At 59.3% G+C, this 15811-nt stretch carries 15 protein-coding genes and 2 pseudogenes; 9 read left to right on the top strand and 8 right to left on the bottom strand.

All coding sequences use genetic code 11. The annotated features are described in order from the left end of the window. Positions 1–60: 60 nt before the first annotated feature. From NKH16_RS19650 to NKH16_RS19640, 3 genes are all read left to right on the top strand, one after another. On the top strand, positions 61–1080 hold the full coding sequence (locus NKH16_RS19650) for a WD40 repeat domain-containing protein (RefSeq protein ID WP_352901313.1): 1020 nt from the start codon (positions 61–63) through the stop codon (positions 1078–1080). 586 nt (positions 1081–1666) lie between these two features. Next, positions 1667–2389 carry an antitoxin Xre/MbcA/ParS-like domain-containing protein gene (locus tag NKH16_RS19645; protein WP_352901256.1) on the top strand — a complete coding sequence of 241 codons (723 nt, stop codon included), beginning with the start codon at positions 1667–1669 and terminating at the stop codon, positions 2387–2389. 71 nt (positions 2390–2460) lie between these two features. After that, positions 2461–2982 (top strand): RES family NAD+ phosphorylase, encoded by a 522-nt coding sequence (locus NKH16_RS19640; RefSeq protein ID WP_352901311.1) that lies wholly within the window; start codon positions 2461–2463, stop codon positions 2980–2982. Positions 2983–3415: 433 nt separating this feature from the next. Here NKH16_RS19640 and NKH16_RS19635 read toward each other — a convergent pair whose 3' ends face one another. Then, entirely contained in the window at positions 3416–3700 is a 285-nt protein-coding gene (locus NKH16_RS19635; RefSeq protein WP_352453834.1) for a hypothetical protein, read from the bottom strand. A gap of 491 nt (positions 3701–4191) precedes the next feature. Between NKH16_RS19635 and NKH16_RS19630 the strand changes: the two genes are divergently transcribed. The 3 genes from NKH16_RS19630 (at position 4192) to NKH16_RS19620 (ending at position 5337) form a co-directional block, all read left to right on the top strand. Further along, positions 4192–4446: a transposase gene (locus NKH16_RS19630; RefSeq protein WP_352509701.1), complete on the top strand. Its 255-nt coding sequence runs from the start codon at positions 4192–4194 to the stop codon at positions 4444–4446. Positions 4447–4540: 94 nt separating this feature from the next. Next, positions 4541–4924, top strand: coding sequence for an IS3 family transposase (locus NKH16_RS19625; protein WP_352509700.1), 384 nt, complete (start codon positions 4541–4543; stop codon positions 4922–4924). After that, a complete protein-coding gene (locus tag NKH16_RS19620; protein ID WP_352509699.1) occupies positions 4921–5337 on the top strand; it encodes an integrase core domain-containing protein in 417 nt (138 codons plus the stop codon). The genes NKH16_RS19625 and NKH16_RS19620 overlap by 4 nt, the downstream gene beginning before the upstream one ends. Before the next feature lie 804 nt (positions 5338–6141). On the opposite strand, the pseudogene NKH16_RS19615 reads toward NKH16_RS19620, so the two are convergent. Then, positions 6142–6393 (bottom strand): annotated as a pseudogene (locus NKH16_RS19615) (phasin family protein); the annotation flags it as partial. 107 nt (positions 6394–6500) lie between these two features. Then, positions 6501–6752 (bottom strand): DUF982 domain-containing protein, encoded by a 252-nt coding sequence (locus NKH16_RS19610; protein WP_352901250.1) that lies wholly within the window; start codon positions 6750–6752, stop codon positions 6501–6503. A 1260-nt stretch (positions 6753–8012) separates the two neighbouring features. Between NKH16_RS19610 and NKH16_RS19605 the strand changes: the two genes are divergently transcribed. Then, positions 8013–8258 carry a hypothetical protein gene (locus NKH16_RS19605; RefSeq protein ID WP_352901248.1) on the top strand — a complete coding sequence of 82 codons (246 nt, stop codon included), beginning with the start codon at positions 8013–8015 and terminating at the stop codon, positions 8256–8258. A 216-nt stretch (positions 8259–8474) separates the two neighbouring features. Next, positions 8475–8864 (top strand): MAPEG family protein, encoded by a 390-nt coding sequence (locus NKH16_RS19600; RefSeq protein ID WP_352901245.1) that lies wholly within the window; start codon positions 8475–8477, stop codon positions 8862–8864. Positions 8865–8951: 87 nt separating this feature from the next. Here the strand turns inward: NKH16_RS19600 and NKH16_RS19595 are convergent, their stop codons facing one another. The 4 genes from NKH16_RS19595 to NKH16_RS19580 all read right to left on the bottom strand — a co-directional run bounded on the left by NKH16_RS19595 (position 8952) and on the right by NKH16_RS19580 (position 14018). Further along, entirely contained in the window at positions 8952–10823 is a 1872-nt protein-coding gene (locus NKH16_RS19595) for a potassium transporter Kup (protein ID WP_352901308.1), read from the bottom strand. Positions 10824–10954: 131 nt separating this feature from the next. Next, on the bottom strand, positions 10955–11806 hold the full coding sequence (locus NKH16_RS19590; protein WP_352901242.1) for a DUF4118 domain-containing protein: 852 nt from the start codon (positions 11804–11806) through the stop codon (positions 10955–10957). 824 nt (positions 11807–12630) lie between these two features. Continuing rightward, complete coding sequence (locus NKH16_RS19585) at positions 12631–12807, bottom strand: hypothetical protein (protein ID WP_352901239.1); 177 nt, start codon at positions 12805–12807, stop codon at positions 12631–12633. Between the two features lie 296 nt (positions 12808–13103). Continuing rightward, entirely contained in the window at positions 13104–14018 is a 915-nt protein-coding gene (locus NKH16_RS19580) for an alpha/beta fold hydrolase (RefSeq protein ID WP_352901236.1), read from the bottom strand. A gap of 258 nt (positions 14019–14276) precedes the next feature. Here NKH16_RS19580 and NKH16_RS19575 point away from each other — a divergent pair. Next, a pseudogene (locus NKH16_RS19575) lies at positions 14277–14732 on the top strand (SOS response-associated peptidase family protein); the annotation flags it as partial. Between the two features lie 27 nt (positions 14733–14759). Here the strand turns inward: NKH16_RS19575 and ligD are convergent. After that, complete coding sequence (gene ligD, locus NKH16_RS19570) at positions 14760–15752, bottom strand: non-homologous end-joining DNA ligase (RefSeq protein ID WP_352901233.1); 993 nt, start codon at positions 15750–15752, stop codon at positions 14760–14762. Between the last annotated feature and the right edge of the window lie 59 nt (positions 15753–15811).

Below are 15811 nucleotides of genomic sequence, written 5' to 3'. Positions count from 1 at the left end.
ACCTTCGCGGTGTTCAGTCCCGACAATATGCATCTTCTGACTGGAGGCGGGGACAGCGCTGTGCACCTTTGGGATGTGGTAACCGGTCGCAAGCTGGCCGACCTCGATACGCACGAAATCGTCCAGAACGCAATGTTCAGCCCCGATGGAAGTCGCATTGCAACTGCATCCCTCGCGGGCCGAGTCCTCATCTTGGACGTCGCGAGCAGGAGCGAGATCGCACGGCTCAAATTTCCAGGCGGGCTGTTTCAAATTCAGTTCAGTCCGAAAGGAGACCTCCTGGAGGCGAGTTCGACCGACGGCACCGCGCGGTTGCGGAACGCGGCGACTGGCGCCGAGGTCTCCACTATCCAAACAAGTGCGCAGGTTGTTTTCGACCCGGACGGCGATCTCGTCCTCGCCGCGACCAGCGACAACGCCGCGCACCTGTTGAAAACGGACGGGACCGAACTGAAGAAACTGGTCGGGCATGAGGGTCGAATAACCGGGGCAACGTTCAGTCCGGACGGCCAACTGGTCGCCACGGCCTCACTCGACCACAGCGCGCGGATCTGGACAGTCAAGGACGGGAGCACCCTCGCCATCCTGAGTGGTCACCGCGATGAGCTCACCGAAGTCGAGTTCAGCTCGGATGGTCAGTCGCTTCTGACTGCCTCACGCGACGGCACTGCACGAATCTGGAGCGTCCTGGACGGAAAGGAAAGGGTCGTTCTCAGGGGGCACACCGGCGCAGCGACCAGTGCGCAATTCAGTCCTAACGGGCACTATGTCCTGACAGCCTCAACTCAGGACGGCACGGCCCGGCTCTGGGACGCGCGGACAGGACGCGAGATGGCAGTGCTTGCCAGTTCGAAGGATGAGCACAAGCGGCCGGCACCGATACGCGCGGCCTTCAATTCAGATGGAACGAGGGTCGTGATCGTGCCCTATGATGAAGACGTTCGCCTCATACGGGTTTTTCAGACACCCCAAGATCTCATCGATTTCGCGAAGCAAACTGTTCCACGCGAACTGACCGCGTGCGAACGGCGTCGCTTCTTCCTTCCCGTTGAAAGCGACCTTGGTGATTGTCCAAGCTGATGTCGCCCAAAGTCCATGGCCGGTGACGCTATCTCGACTGCTACGCCGTAGCCGCCGCAATCGCACTGCTTCCATAGTTTTGCGGGGGGAGCAGTACGCGAGTGGCCGCGCTACTTCCCTCGTTTTTCGATCTTTAGGTTTGGGAGGTCGGGTCGCTTGGATTCCACCCCGGTCTCCTTCAAGGCCGTGTATTCCACTTTTTGAGTAGCTTCTCTGTTTTGGCGCGCTCCTTGTTGAGAGCGTTCTGACCTTTGACCTTGGGCATCCGTCCTCCATTTGGTTCGCTGTCGTTCGCCAGAAAATATGATTGCCAGCGATATCGCGCGAGATGTCAGCTCTGAGGCCGCGGCAGAGATTACGTCAATGACCGAAATCGGGCGCGAAGCGGTCATTCGCCATGCGATGGTCAGAGGTCCTTTTCGGGTCATGAGCGTTGGTTCTGTGGACGCCGCCTTTCGGGAAAGGGATCCGGCGTCAGGAAGGTCCGGAATGGGTCCAGATCACCAGCCAAAGGTGCAAATTTGCCAGACTACAATCTGGACATTTCGCACAATCCGTACTATCTAGGGCGAGAAATATGGTACCAATGGTGGTCGATATGAACGCTCGCAACGCGGCAGTTCGCGCAGATGCAAAGGTCGATCGTGAGACGGTCGCTGACATTCTCGATGTGTTATCGCGACGGCATCCAGGAATATCCAAGTCCGCTCTGAAAGCCGCCGGCAAGGCGGTCGCCGCGCTGACGGCGGTAACGTCTCGTCTGTCCCCTGCCGAGCAGCGCCAGATCGCTGCGCACGAACAGGCACTGGCGAGAGCAGTGGAGAATGTGGTTACGGAGCTCGCCCGACCCAGTAAGATACTTGCTCCAGTAGAGGTCGAAAAGCCCCTGGAGGTCAGCCAAGGCGCAGGCCGCGGGAAGGTCTTTGATCTTGAAGAGGGCCGGCTGCGCCTCGCTGAATATGCAACGCCGACACGCCTTGAGGATTGGGCTGGTCCTGTCGCCGGTCCCGGCGAGATCGAAAAGATGTTCGGGACGAAGCGTTCGACCCTGCACGATTGGCAAAGGCGCGGAGCCGTGATCGGACTGCTCAAGGGCGAGCGGAAGCACGTATTTCCGCTCGCCCAATTCGTCGACGGTCGTCCTGTTGAGGACATGGCCCGGATCACGAAGATCATCGGGAATCCTCGTGCGACGTGGCTGTGGCTGACCCAGCAGCATGTGAGCGACACCGGCGAAACTCCGCTCGACCGACTCAAGGCTGGGCGCATCGATGAGGTCGTCGCTGACGCCGAGTTCGATTTCGGCTGATCGTGGAGCTTGACGCCGAAGTCGTCGCGGACCTGGCAATTAGGTTCCAGCCGCAACACTACCTGCGGGCAATGCGACAGGAGTACGCAGCTACTCCATTGGGCATGGGGTTCGGACAATCGCGCTTCGCAAGCCCCGACCGGTCCTTCATGGTCCTCTACATTGCTCGCGACCTGGCGACGGCGATCGCCGAGACGATTATTCGCGACCGGTTCGAGGGAAAATCTTACCGCATGCTGCATCTCTCGGAAATCGCTGGCTGGGCCGTGTCCGAAGTCTCTGCTACGTCGCCCCTGACGGCGATCGACGTCCGGACCACCGGCCTGCTGCGGCTTGGGATCAGCACCGACGCTGCACGTGCCAAACAACAGGAGGAAGGCCGGAAGCTGAGCCAGGCTCTCTTTAACGGGTTCGCAGTTGACGGGATCCTTTACTATTCGCGGCTGACCGGAGCGGAATGCGTGGCGGTCTACGACCGCGCCGTTGCGGGCAGGCTCAAGGCCCGACGGGCCACGGCGCTCGAACGGCATGCCGAACTCGTGCCGGCGTTGAGGCAGCTGAACGTTCGGGTTATCCGCGGCGACCTTTCGTAAGGAGCCGTCGGGCTATCTCTAACCTAGATCACTCGTGCTGCGCAACGCGAGCGCTGGCGCGTGACGCAGGATGGCATGAAAACATCACATCTGGAGCAATGGCTGAGAGGGTTTAAGGCAGAAGTCTCGAAACTTCCGCACCTGGAACGGTACACGCCTACATTGCTAGACGGCACGCCTCTGTTCCGGCAAAGCTGCGAATCGCGGGGCCACTGGCAATCCGCAGGTCGGTGGGTTCAGGCAATGCTCATTGAAAGATGGGCCGCCGACGTTCCTTTCTTCCTTTGGCCGTAAAGCTCGGCGGGTTGTCGGTCTCAATTGCCGTCTCAAATTGATCGGCGGGACGCGGATGGCTAGCACGCTGCCGTTCGAACGCATCAGCGTCGTCGGCGCCTTGCTTTTGTGTCGGAACAGAAGACTTGCCTTTGGGTGATCACCCGTCATGACTAGGGATGAAGCAGAACAGGGTGTTCGCTACTTTTGCACAAAATGGGCTGAAGAGCGCGGGCTTCCTCATCAGCCAGAGAATCCAAGATTTTCCGATTTCTTTTCTTGGCTTGAGCAGAAGTCGCCGGGCCACTTGAAATTCCGAAGCAGCACTTCGGTGCGGGACGACGTCGAGCGATGGTTCATCGACGAATTCAAGCAAGGTTGGCGCTACTAGCAAGCGATTTCCGGAGAGGCCGGTGCCGTGCTCCGGGCCACCTTCCGCGATCACGCCATACCCACTTCACTTGCCTCTGTTAGCTTCTTCCTGCGGCGGGAGACCCCAATCCCGCCTGGCCGGCGCCTAACAGGCAAATCTACCCCAACGCCCCCAAACGGCGCCGGCCACCTTCCCGCGAGCGACTGTCAGCCGCTCTAGTGGATCCCGCCAGGAGGTTGTAGATCGAGTGTTCCTTGACGTTTATATGCTGCCCAAGCCTCGGCAGGCACTGCCGAATCCGCCCGGGCCAGCCAGTCCGCGCGCTCAGTCTCGGTAAGTGAATTCCACCACTGCATGCCGGCTATTTCATCAGCGGTCGGATTCCGGTTCGGTTCGTCTGCCATTTTCTTATCCTTGGATAAGACTTGAGTGGCGCAGGCCCGCAACTATCAGAACGGCCAAAAGCCGGCCAAAAAAGCCGGCATTTTGGAGTGCGCCCCTGAGGGTGGACAGATCGGGATGTGTGGATTGACCAGCCTTCCGGGTTTTCGGAGAGAGAACCCATGGCAAAGCACCGCAGTCACAGCATCGAGTTCAAACGCCAGGTCGCGCAGGAGTTCATCGCCGGCGAGACGCTGCACGGCTTGGCTAAGCATCACGATGTCTCGCGCAACCTGATCCGCATCTGGGTGCGCAAATATGAGCAAGGAGCGTTCGACGATGATGCGCAGGCCGCTGACCTGATCCAGGAATACGAAGCCCGGATCGCAGCGCTCGAACGGTTGGTCGGTAAGCAGGCTCTGGAACTGAGTTTCTAAAGGGGACTCTGAGAAACGCACCGCGGCCGAGAAGCGGGATTACATCCGTCATCACCGGCCCTGCGGCATCAGCGTTGCCGAAGGATGCCGGTTGATGGGAATCGCGCGCTCCACCTACTACGATCCCCTGGAGAACCCGGCCGACGACACCGCGATCGTCGAGGCAACGTTCTCGATCAGCGACGAGTTCGAGTTCTACGGTTATCGCCGTGTCGGTGCTGCGCTGCGTCAGCAAGGCCTCGTCGTGAACCACAAGAAGATCCGGCGCCTGATGCACGAGCATGATCTGCAGCCCAGGATCAGGCGGCGCTTCGTGGCCAGCACCGACAGCGATCATGATGGCCCGATCTTCCCCAACCTGGCCAGGGACATCGTTGCAACCGGCCCGAACCAGATCTGGGTCTCCGACATAACCTATGCCGCGCTGCCGACCCGCTTCGTCTACGTCGCAGTCATTCTCGACGCCTGGTCGCCATGATCGCCGGTTACGCCATTGGCCGATCGATCGATGCGCGGCTGACGATGGCAGCCTTGAAGGCGGCCATTGAACGGCGCCAGCCGCCGTCCGGCTGCATTCATCATTCCGATCGGGGCTCCCAATACGCTGCGCAGATTTACCGCGAAGCGCTGGAAACAAACGGCCTGACGGGCTCGATGGGCCGCAGAGGCAATCCTTACGACAACGCCAAGGCGGAGAGCTTCATGAAGACGCTGAAGGTCGAGGCGGTCTACCCGATGGCCTTCGAAACCTTCGACGACGTCATTGATCACCGTCCCCGCTTCATCGAGGAGGTCTACAACAAACGCAGGCTCCATTCGGCGCTCGAATATCTGAGCCCGCAGCAGTTCGAGAATCAACCCATCCGGCAGACTGGCAAATCAGCAGCCTGATATCTGTCCACCTTCAGGGGCGCACTCATTTCGCTGCTCCACTGCATGAAATTTTGGTACCAGCCAGACACCGTTTCCTAAGCAACCTGCAGTGCGCCCAAGAAGAAAACGAAACAGATAGCTTGCCAAACCCCTCGTCACCTTTCGGGTCGTTGCTCTGGTAAACGTAAACCTGTCGATTGAACGTGGTCCTCTAACGGACCCGGTCGTCGCGGTCGCGTTCCCTTCTTTATAGTTCGTCGCGCCCAACTCCTCGAGGCGAGGGATATGCTGTTGCGCCGGATCGGTCCGCGTCGTTTCGCTGCCGCGTTGTGCGGCCTCCTTGTCGCTGTCTAACTTATCCTGCAGCCGATTTGTAGCATCTACGGTCGACCCAGGTCGGACGGTTCGTCCGGCCGGCGCTCGGCCTCCTCGGGGCGACGATCTCGCTGCTGTTCGGTCACGGCATCGACATTTGCAGGGGTTTTGCCCTGCACTTCTGCCGGCCCCTCTCGGGTCTGCTCTGCCGCCTCGATAGCGCGCTTAAGCTCCGGATCGTTCTCGGCTACCTCGCATATAGGTGTTGCCCTGGACGGCAAGCTCCGCCGCGCGAGCCAGTCCGCGCTCAAAGTCAGCTCGGAATAGCCTTGGAGCAAATTATCGATGCCATCAGAGACATGAACGCGTCGCTAGACGACCAGCGATCAAAAACCGAGGCCCGCCTTCCAAAGCTGACGTAAGAGACACATAGCCGGTCAGCCCAAAAGAAAAAGGCGGCTGGAGAAGGGCGTCGTTTTGCGGGTATCTCCGATCGCCTAGACTCAATCAGGCGACCTTGAGATCCTTCATCGCCTTTTCAAAGACATCCTTGATTGGCTTGGATATATCTTCGGCAGCCTTGGTCGTCACGGCCTGAAATTCCTTGGCCTGCTCTACGGTCAGTTCGACCTGCTTGCGCAAGAAGGCAGCCTGCAGCTCGAGGAACTCGGAGGGCGCCCTCACGGCAACCAGGGCTTCGAGGTGCGAGAAGCCGGCTTCGGCATTGGCGCGCAGAGCAGCAATTGTCTTCAGCGACATTCGCGTCGGCGTCTCCGCATGATCGACGCACGATGTTTGCACAAATGTAACGGCCGCTGCAAGAGTGATGCACGATGGACAGTGGTGGGGCACGCATTGACGAGATGTCAAGCGTTCAGGATTTTCGCTTCCTTGGCGGCGTTGAGAAATGCCACGCGCGCTACCTCCGGTGCGCTGCCGCCGCCGAGCACCTTCATGCACGCCATGCGAGCCTGGATGCGGCGCCCGGTTTCTCCAATGGGCCAGCGGTAAAGCAGCATTTCGGCGGCTTCGCGGGTGCTCGAAACACTGACTTTGCCGGAGGACAGCAGAACGGTCACGGGCTCTTCGAGCGTGCCGACGTCTCGTTCGCAGGTCATATGCTGGTCTCCTTTCGCAATCGCCCCAAGACCTTACGGGTGAACCATCCGTTCCGTTGCGTCACGTTTGTCCCGGTGGGCGAACATTCTGTGAGGATGGGAGCTCGTCCAGAGCGCGGGCTTGATCGCTCAGACTAGACTCGCCAACCCGTTGCGGTCCTCAAATAGCGAGAACCGTCCTTATCGTTACGAGCCCGCTATGCGTTGGTCAGTTGCCGGCGCTGTATCGGAGATCGAAGTCAATACTCATTTCTGGGGATGTCCCTTTGCAGTTAATTATGAGAATCGCATGTCAATCATTTCAGTTGGTTAGCTGTGCACTTAATTTGAAAACGTGCACTTAATTTGATAATCATACCGGGCCATTCGCATTTAATGTGAGAAGCAGCGTCGGCAACGTAACGGGCTCGAATTTCCCGAAGACAGGGTATGAACATTCAAAGAATTCATGATCTTCACGCTGATGCGATTGCAGTTAAATTGAGAATCCGGGCTGTCCCATTCTCGCAATTAATTGCCAAACCTAGCCGAAGCGACCGCATTCTCATCATTAACTGCCAAGCGACACTACGTTGCATTATCGTCGGTTGAAGTCGGAGCGTTGAAAATTTATCCCTCACGCACAGTTCTCGAATTTACGATCCTCGTTCTTTTGCTACTCATGGCGTATCGGATCGCCTATCTTGTTGCGCGGAGTATATAAGCGCGTCCAAGACCATGCAGGGCCGGCGCCAAGGGGCAAGCGCCCATAGGAAAGCCCGCTGCCGGTTCGACAGCGGGCTTACAGGACACCCTTGGAGTGTGCGGCTACATCCACGACCACCCACGATCATAATTCACGATGAGCGGATAGTTCCCGACAATCTCCACCGGCTCGACTGCATCAGTGATTTCTAATAGTTGATGCTTGCGGCAGGTGGTGCCCTCCATCGCCTGCCGAAGATCGGTGTCCTCCGATCGGCCCGCGTCCTCCGCCAGAGGCGCGGGCTTCAAATTGCACAGGGGGAAGCGATGATCGATAAGCCGGTCACAACCTATATCGTGTCGGTGTTCGAGAAGCCGCATTGGCGCGCGGTGCAGGCCTCAAATGCTCAATGCGAGTTCCAAAGGCCGTCGCGGTCGATGCCGGAGAGGCTAGAACGTGCCGCGGACGGGGCTACGGCGGAACTTCAAAAGGGCGACCATTAGGCGGATCCTTGGCGGACACCAAGCTCGACTCATCCGCACCGTCGCTGTACTTGGGCGGAACTCCGCCGCGACATGGTGCGGCTGCGCCTGGTTCGTGAACAGATCAATGCCATCGAGCAGGAACGCCTGCAAAAATGGGCGCCTCATACGATGATTCGCTTGATCTCAAGAGTCATCAGCGTCGGCGAGCTTGTCATCCAAGAGAAGAAAGATGCGTTCCTCGATCGTGTCCGACGGTACGAGATTGTAGACTTGGGCGGTGTGAGCCTGAACGATCGCGGATTTCGCCACGCTCGTGGAAGAAGACCGCGCGCTTGAGCTTGGACGCGGTCACCAAGCTCTGGACATTGCCCACCAGGGAGTGGTTTATCCTGTGCTGCTGCCTGAGCTAACGTCGACTTCCCAGGCTCAGATCGAAGCGGAAAAAGCGGCCGTTCGGACGACGGCTCGCCATGGTTGGTGAGCGCCTTGGGTCGAGCCTCGGGCCTGATGCAATGGCCGGCTCGTCAATATAGTGGAGCGGATACGGCAGTGATGACGGGCGACCTCTGGGCCTTGCTTGCGGCCCTGTTGCTGGCGAGTATTCAGCTCACCATTGCGAGTGTTCTAACACTGCGTCAGCTTGGGGGGTCCTGGGTCGCGGGACCGCGCGACGAACCGCGTGAGGTAACTGGAATCAGCGGCCGCTTCGTTCGAGCCCATCGCAACCTGCTTGAAATATTTCCGCAGTTCGTCGCCGCGCTGTTCCTCGTGCACGCAGCTCATGCGTCAGGATCGCTGTCGGTCGTCGGAGCCTGGTTGTTCGTCATCGCCCGGCTCGTTTATGTTCCCGCCTATGCCTTCGCACGTCCAGGCGTGCGGACGATATGTTGGATTGCCGCATGGTTCGGCATCGTCCTGATCGTGGCCGACGTGTTCGTTTGATCGCTTCCGCTCGCCACCCTTAGTCTAGCACACGTTCGTAAGGGCTGCTTGCGCCAGAAGCAGGTTTAACGGAGCAACCCAGTCGGATCAGATCACCACCTGCGTGCCGATCTCGACAACACGGCCGGTCGGGATCTGGAAATATTCCGTCGCATCGGCCGCCGAGCGCGCCAGCCCGATGAACAGCTTGTCCTGCCAGACCGGCATGCCGGAATTGGGCGATGCCTTGAGCGAGCGCCGCGACAGGAAGAAGGATGTCGACATGATGTCGAACTTCCAGCCCTGCTTGCGGCAGATCGCCAGCGCGCGCGGGATGTTGGGCTGCTCCATATAGCCGAAGGTCAGCGTCACCCGCATGAACAGCTCGTTGACGGTCTCCATCTTGACGCGCTCGCTGTCGGGCACGACAGGCTGCGGCGCCGTCACCACCGAAAGGATGACGTTCTGCTCGTGCAGCACCTTGTAGTGCTTGAGGCTGTGCATCAGCGCGGTCGGCGCGCTCAGCGGATCGCTGGTCAGGAACACCGCGGTGCCCGACACCAGATGCGGCTTCTTCTTCAGCAGATTGCCGGCAAGGAAATCCAGCGGGATCTCGTTCCGGCGGGTCTTGTCGAACAAATAGCGGCTGCCGCGGATCCAGGTCCAGATAATGAGGCACATCACCAGAGCAATGGTCAGCGTAACCCAGCCTCCTTCGATCACCTTAATGATGTTGGAGCCGAGGAATACCAAGTCCACGATCAGGAAGAGTGCCGACGCCGAAAGGGCAACAGTGAGAGACCAGGTCCAGATTCGGCGCATAACAATGAAGAGAATCAGGTCGGTGACCACCATCTGGCCGGTGACGGAGATGCCGTAGGCTGAGGCGAGATTGCCCGACTTCTGGAACCCGAGCACCAGCATCATGACGCCAATGCCGAGCAACCAATTGACCCGCGGAAGATAGATTTGGCCCTCTTGCGTCTCGGATGTGTGCAGGATGCTGAATCGCGGCAGAAGATTCAGCTGGACAGCTTGGCGCACCAGCGAAAACGCCCCGGAAATGACAGCCTGACTGGCGATGATCGTAGCGGCGGTGGCCAAGGCGACCATCGGCACCAGCGCCCAGCGAGGCTGCATGTCGAAGAAAACATTCTGCGGCAGTTCGGTGCGGGTCAAAACAAAGGCGCCCTGCCCAATGTAGTTGAGCAGGAGGCACGGGAACACGATCCACAGCCAAGCCACCACAATCGGTCTGCGACCAAAGTGGCCGAGATCGACGTAAAGCGCCTCTGCGCCAGTCACAGCCAGGAAAACAGCACCGATTGTACCCAGCGCAAGTGCTGGATTGGTCGCGAGATAATGGACGGCGTAATAGGGATTGACAGCCCACAATACCCCAGGATTGGTGACGATGTGGCTTACTCCAGAAACCCCTAACGCGACAAACCATGCGAACGTAATTGGCCCGAAAACGCCTCCAATAGTGCCGGTCCCGAATCGTTGCACGGAGAAAAGCCCCGCCAGAATAACAAGTGTGACTGGCAACACGTAAGGCTCAAGCGCTGGCGTAGCGGTCTCAAGACCCTCCACTGCAGCCAACACCGAGATCGCCGGCGTGATCATCGAGTCGCCCGTAAACAACGCCGCGCCAAGGACGCCCAAGACCAAAATGGCAGCTGAGCGCGCCGGAAGGCTACTGCCGGCCAGGGACATCAAGGAGAGCGTGCCGCCCTCGCCCTTGTTGTCCGCCCGAAGAACAAACGTGACATATTTCACCGTGACGATGAGTGTCAGTGCCCAAATGATCAGCGAAAGAATGCCAAGCACGTCCTCACGTGCCACCGAGCCGTCCGATGCAGCAACAAACAGGGCCTCGCGGAATGCATAGAGAGGACTTGTTCCAATATCGCCATAAACAATGCCGAGCGCGCCCAGAACCAGTATTCGCAGGCTCTGCTGAGAGTGGATGTCACGCATCGCGGGCTGTGCTGCTGCACCCCCGCCGTCGCCTGCATCGGCATTGCTCATGAACCTGCTCCTCCGGTTAGAGCAAACGTTTCGAAGTCGTTGTCCTGGCGCCGTTTGCTGACTTTCGCGTTCCCGGGTGTTTACGGTCGAGCATGCCGGAAATGTTGACGATCAAGGGCCAGCGCCAGGAAGCGACCCACGATATCGACTGATGTCGAAGGCGCCGCAGGATGTTCATCGGGGTCGAATGCGAGCCCGATGGCGGCGCGCGGCCCCCCTGCCGTCGTTTTTACGGGCCAAAAGTCGAATCGCGAGGTCAACGCCGGGTAAACTCCGGCGCTCACAACAAGTCCCGTTGCCAACGACGATTGCGCCGCCTCTATTTCCGCTTCCTGGAGTGCTATGTTGCCGACTTTCTCGACGGAAACCACTTTGCCGTCCAAAACGAGAATGACGACGACAGGAACTTGGAAGAGCGCTGCAAGCGTGTGGCAAGTGATCGAGACGATCGCCTTCGCATTGTCGATCCCGGCGACGTCGCGACTATAGGTTTGCAGCATCGTTGCTTGCTTCCTCAGCAGCGCCGCTTCAATTGCGCGGCGTCGGGAGGTAAAGGCAACGCCACTGACGACAAGTCCGACGACGAAAAGCAGTCCAATCGCCCAGATGTTTGCCGGGTCATCGACGATCAGTGTGTGGCGGGGCTCGGTCAGGAAGAAATTGTAGGCGAGTGCGCCGAGTATCGCCGAAGAGAGCGAGGGGCCCAAACCGAGACCGACGGCCCCTAAGATCACCGGCACCACAAATATGAGCGAGATGTTCGGGATCGCTACTTGGCTGTCGACACCGACAGCCACGACCGTCGCGAAGGCGGTCATTGCAAACGAAGCAAGATAGCGCACCGCGGCGGGAGCATCCGCCAAGCCGAAAAGCGAATCGGCACCTGGCGACGATGTCATGTCCTGTTGCAGCCTCGGATTGACATCGGCCATCGCATCACTCCCTGCCGGGGTCGCCGCATGACCAAACGTAGGTCGATACGCATAAAGGTTCCATTCGTGCGGGAGCCCCACGATATAAAGATTTCATAAAGGCGGCGGCCCATCGCCGACCCTGGAGCCCCTCTTTTGCCCTGGCGGGGAGATTAACTGCCGGTGCATCACGCGACTCGATCGATGAAACGACCACTCCGCAGTCGCGAGGCGGGAAGCAAGCCGACAATTTTAACGTTGGAACGGCTTACAGAGTGCCGGCAATACAGCCGCCCTTTTCCCACAAACGATCGGAAAATGGGAAACGAGCCGCTCCGGTCAAACGACGCTTCTGTTGCGGCAGGAGAAGCGGGATAGGTCGATCCTGCTCGCTCGGACAGCACAATGGCTGTCTCTACAGCCCCAATTCCCGGTCGGCTAAGTCTCGCACCACACTCATCACCGGTCAGTTTTGGCCGCCGCCCAGATCCGTCCGGTTTGCTCGGGACTGATCGGCGCGATGATCCGGAACGCGCCTAGCCCGGACTCATGTGGCGCGGCGAATTGATTTCGATTATTTCGTCGCTGGATTTCACACCGAAGGTTTGGAAGGTCTTCGGACTCAACCTTCTCGCCGACCCTCGATGACCATCAGATCTTCAGACAGACTTGCTCACGTTGGCCAATCACCGGCACCAATGTGGTTTCGACGGGCGCCTCTTGAACAAGCACTCGATTGGAATGCAGGTCGAACGTTTGCGGATGGTTCAATCGACGGCCCGCGCCGTCGGACATTTCTGACATTCGGGACTAGCCATAAAGCAGAAGTTGGTGCGAGTTCAGGATCACTCCTCGCCAGCATGCCTTCGAGGAACGGCGTTCATGATGGCCTCCGCCAGTTCTTTGAGGACGGTATGGCCGTTCGATGCGGCAAATAGCCTGAACTCCGCTTCTGGTAACTCTGGCAGGCCGTAGCTTTTGGGTACCCTGACCAGGCCGTTGCTCAGCTGGCTGGCGATCATCGGCGCTACAGCAAAGCCCGTCGACTGGATGAGCCTCGACGACTTCCTTGCACGGCGCCCAAAAGATGCTCCAGCGATCGCGCTGTGGAGTTTCGCGATTTCGCCACAGCAACGATATTGGACACCAGCCTCCGCCGATCCATCAACGCAACGGACGCCACCTTGGATCGGCCAGTAGTCGATGCTCAGGACGACACAATTGCTCGGCGTCAGAAGATGCCCTGGCCAGCATGGGCTGGCTGGTCATTGTAGCTCTCCATCGGGTTTGCGCGCCGGCCTTAGCGGGCATGGATAGGCTACTTGGAGAGGAAGTCCGTGATGAGCTTGACCGTGGCGTCCGGGTTTTCCTCCATGATCCAGTGACCGGAGCCCGGTACGATCCCAACAGTCACATGGGTCGCGACATAGCGTAGATCGTCTGCCTGGGCCGTGCCGAAAGACTTTTCAGCGCCAACGGCTAGCACCGGCATCGAGACTTTGCCGCCCTTCGCCAAAAACTCCTTGTTGTCCGCTGCATCCTGGTTAAATGCGGCGAATTGCTCGAAGGCGTCGTGCATGGCGTGAGGTCGCGCGTAAAGTACGGAGTAGTGCTTGCGCGTTGCTTCGTCGATGGCCTTCGGATTGGCTGACAACTCGTTCCAGAAACGGTCGAGATAGATACGCTCGCGCCCTGCTACCAGCCGCTCCATGTCGGGACCACGAAAGTTGAAATGCCACAGCAACGGCAGGCGGATGATGTTGTCCCAATCACCGATGCCCGGCAGCGGCGCATCGATCACAACCCAGCGGGTGACTCGATCGCGATACTGGGCGACGAAAGCGTAACCCACCATGTTGCCGATATCGTGGGTGACGAGGTCGGCCTTCTCGATCTTCAGATGGTCGAGGATACCGGCAATGTCGACGGCCTGGTTTTTCTTTGTGTAACCGGTGTCGGGATGGGCGGAAAGTCCCATGCCACGCAGGTCTGGCACGATTACGGTGTGATCTTGCATCAACTTTGTCGCAACAGGCGCCCACATGTCGCCACTGTCGCCGAAGCCGTGTAGCAGCACGACGGCGGGGCCCTGTCCCCCGATGCGGACATTAAGGCTCGTGCCGTTGGTTTCGATCGATTGCGTCTTGAAGCCTGGCGGGAATGGGACGACCCGCGCCGTGGCCGGCAAGCTAGCGAGCAGCAGACCTAGCACTGCCATGATCATCCTACACATGTCGTCCTCCGTGAACGTTGTTGCACTGAGCCATGCCGACGTCGGCGTGTGGCTGCCGATCCGCTTCGAGGAGGAGCATAAGGACTCGCAGACGGCCCCAATAGGGGCTCCGTGGGGATTTCTGCAATAATACTCGCTAAGGGAATTTGAAGTTGTTTGGATTGAAGCGGTTCGCGCGAATCGGAAGCGTTTGAGGGGTCGGTCAATTTCGTTCCAGAGATAGTCGCCGGTGAGCGCGATATGGGCCCAGGGTCGGCCGACATGGCGCCGATCATCAGGACGATCGAGGGCGTGCTCGGCCGACTTGGTGCAGCGGCGCTGGAGCTGGCCCGGACCGAACAAGGGCCCGTCTATAATTTCCGTTCAGAGGGCCGGGAGTTCTCGTCGAACCGGTGCCTCATCGTGGCGGACGGCTTCTACGAGTTCACCGATCCGGAAGGCCCCAAGAAGAAGGGCAAGGACAAGTGGCTCTTCACAAAGAAGGAGGAGCCGATCTTCTGCATCGCAGGCATCTGGCGCGAAACGCCTGAGGTCGGCGAGGCATTCACCATGCTGAAGATGGAGCCAGGACCCGACATCGCGCCCTTCCACGACCGGCAGATCGTCATCCTCGATCGCAGCGAGTGGGCGGATTGGCTCGACCCTTCGGTGTCGGCCAAGTCACTGATCAAGTCCCTTCCACCCGGCACGCTGCAGATAGAGCAAGTCGGATGAAATGAAGCGATCGGCGACCGATGCCGATCAGGGATGGGGTACGGAACGCACCACCTGCCGGGCCGGCTTGTCCTGCCGCTCGCCTTGGTACGAAACCTGGCGCAGGAGATTGTCTTCCGTCCAGGTGAGATAGGTGACCTCGACCACCACTTCAGGCCTGACCCAATGGACGCGCGACAGCTCAAGCGGCGAGCCGAACCGGCTCTCACGTGGCGGTGGGGCATCGAGGGGCATTCGAGCTGCCTGAAGTGGTTCAAGCCGGCGAGCCAATCGCTTGAGCTCTGCAACCGTGATGCCCGTGCCGGCGCGGCCCGCGTACATCAGACGACCACCATCGGTATAGTAGCCGAGAAGCAGCGAGCCGATGTGCGGCCGGGTTCCAGTCGGATCGGTCCAGCCGACGACGATGAATTCCTCTCTGTTGAGACACTTTGACTTGACCCATAGCCCGCGATTGCCGGATGCATAGGCGCTGTCGATCCGCTTTGAGATAGCGCCCTCGAGTGCAAGCCGGCAGGCGTGCTTGCGGAACGCAGGCCCGTCGCCGATCACATGATCGCTGAAGCGCAGGCCGGGCATGTCGGTCGAAAAGAGGCCTTCCAGCCGCGCCTTGCGGTCGATGAGCGGCAGCTTCGCAATGCTTTCTCCGTTCAGGAACAGAAGATCGAAAGCAAAGAAGGCAAGATCGCCCGTGCGGCCCTCGTCCATAGCGGCCTGCAGGCGGCTGAAGGAGGTAACACCGTCGGCCCGAACGGCGCACAGCTCCCCGTCGACATATGCGTCTTTCACCGGTAGCGCGCGCAGGGCCGCTATCGTCGCTTGATAGCGGTGCGACCAATCGAGGCCGGTGCGGGTGAGCAAGCGGATGTCGCTGCGGTCGATCCGCGCGTGCATGCGGTATCCGTCGTACTTGATCTCGTGAAGCCAATCGGGGCCGTTGGGCGCTTCGTCGACCAGGCGCGTCAGCTGAGGCTCGATCCGTTTCGGCGGCTGCGTTTTGTTCGGCTTTGTGGGTTTCACCGTCTTCCGCGCCAATTGAGGTAAAGCGTCGTCATGCGGGCCAGACTACCACATGATGA

The organism is Mesorhizobium sp. M1307 (genome assembly GCF_040318155.1).
Lineage (GTDB): Bacteria > Pseudomonadota > Alphaproteobacteria > Rhizobiales > Rhizobiaceae > Mesorhizobium.
The sequence above is the reverse complement of the archived record's forward strand: the minus strand, read 5'-3'. Positions and strand labels throughout refer to the sequence as shown.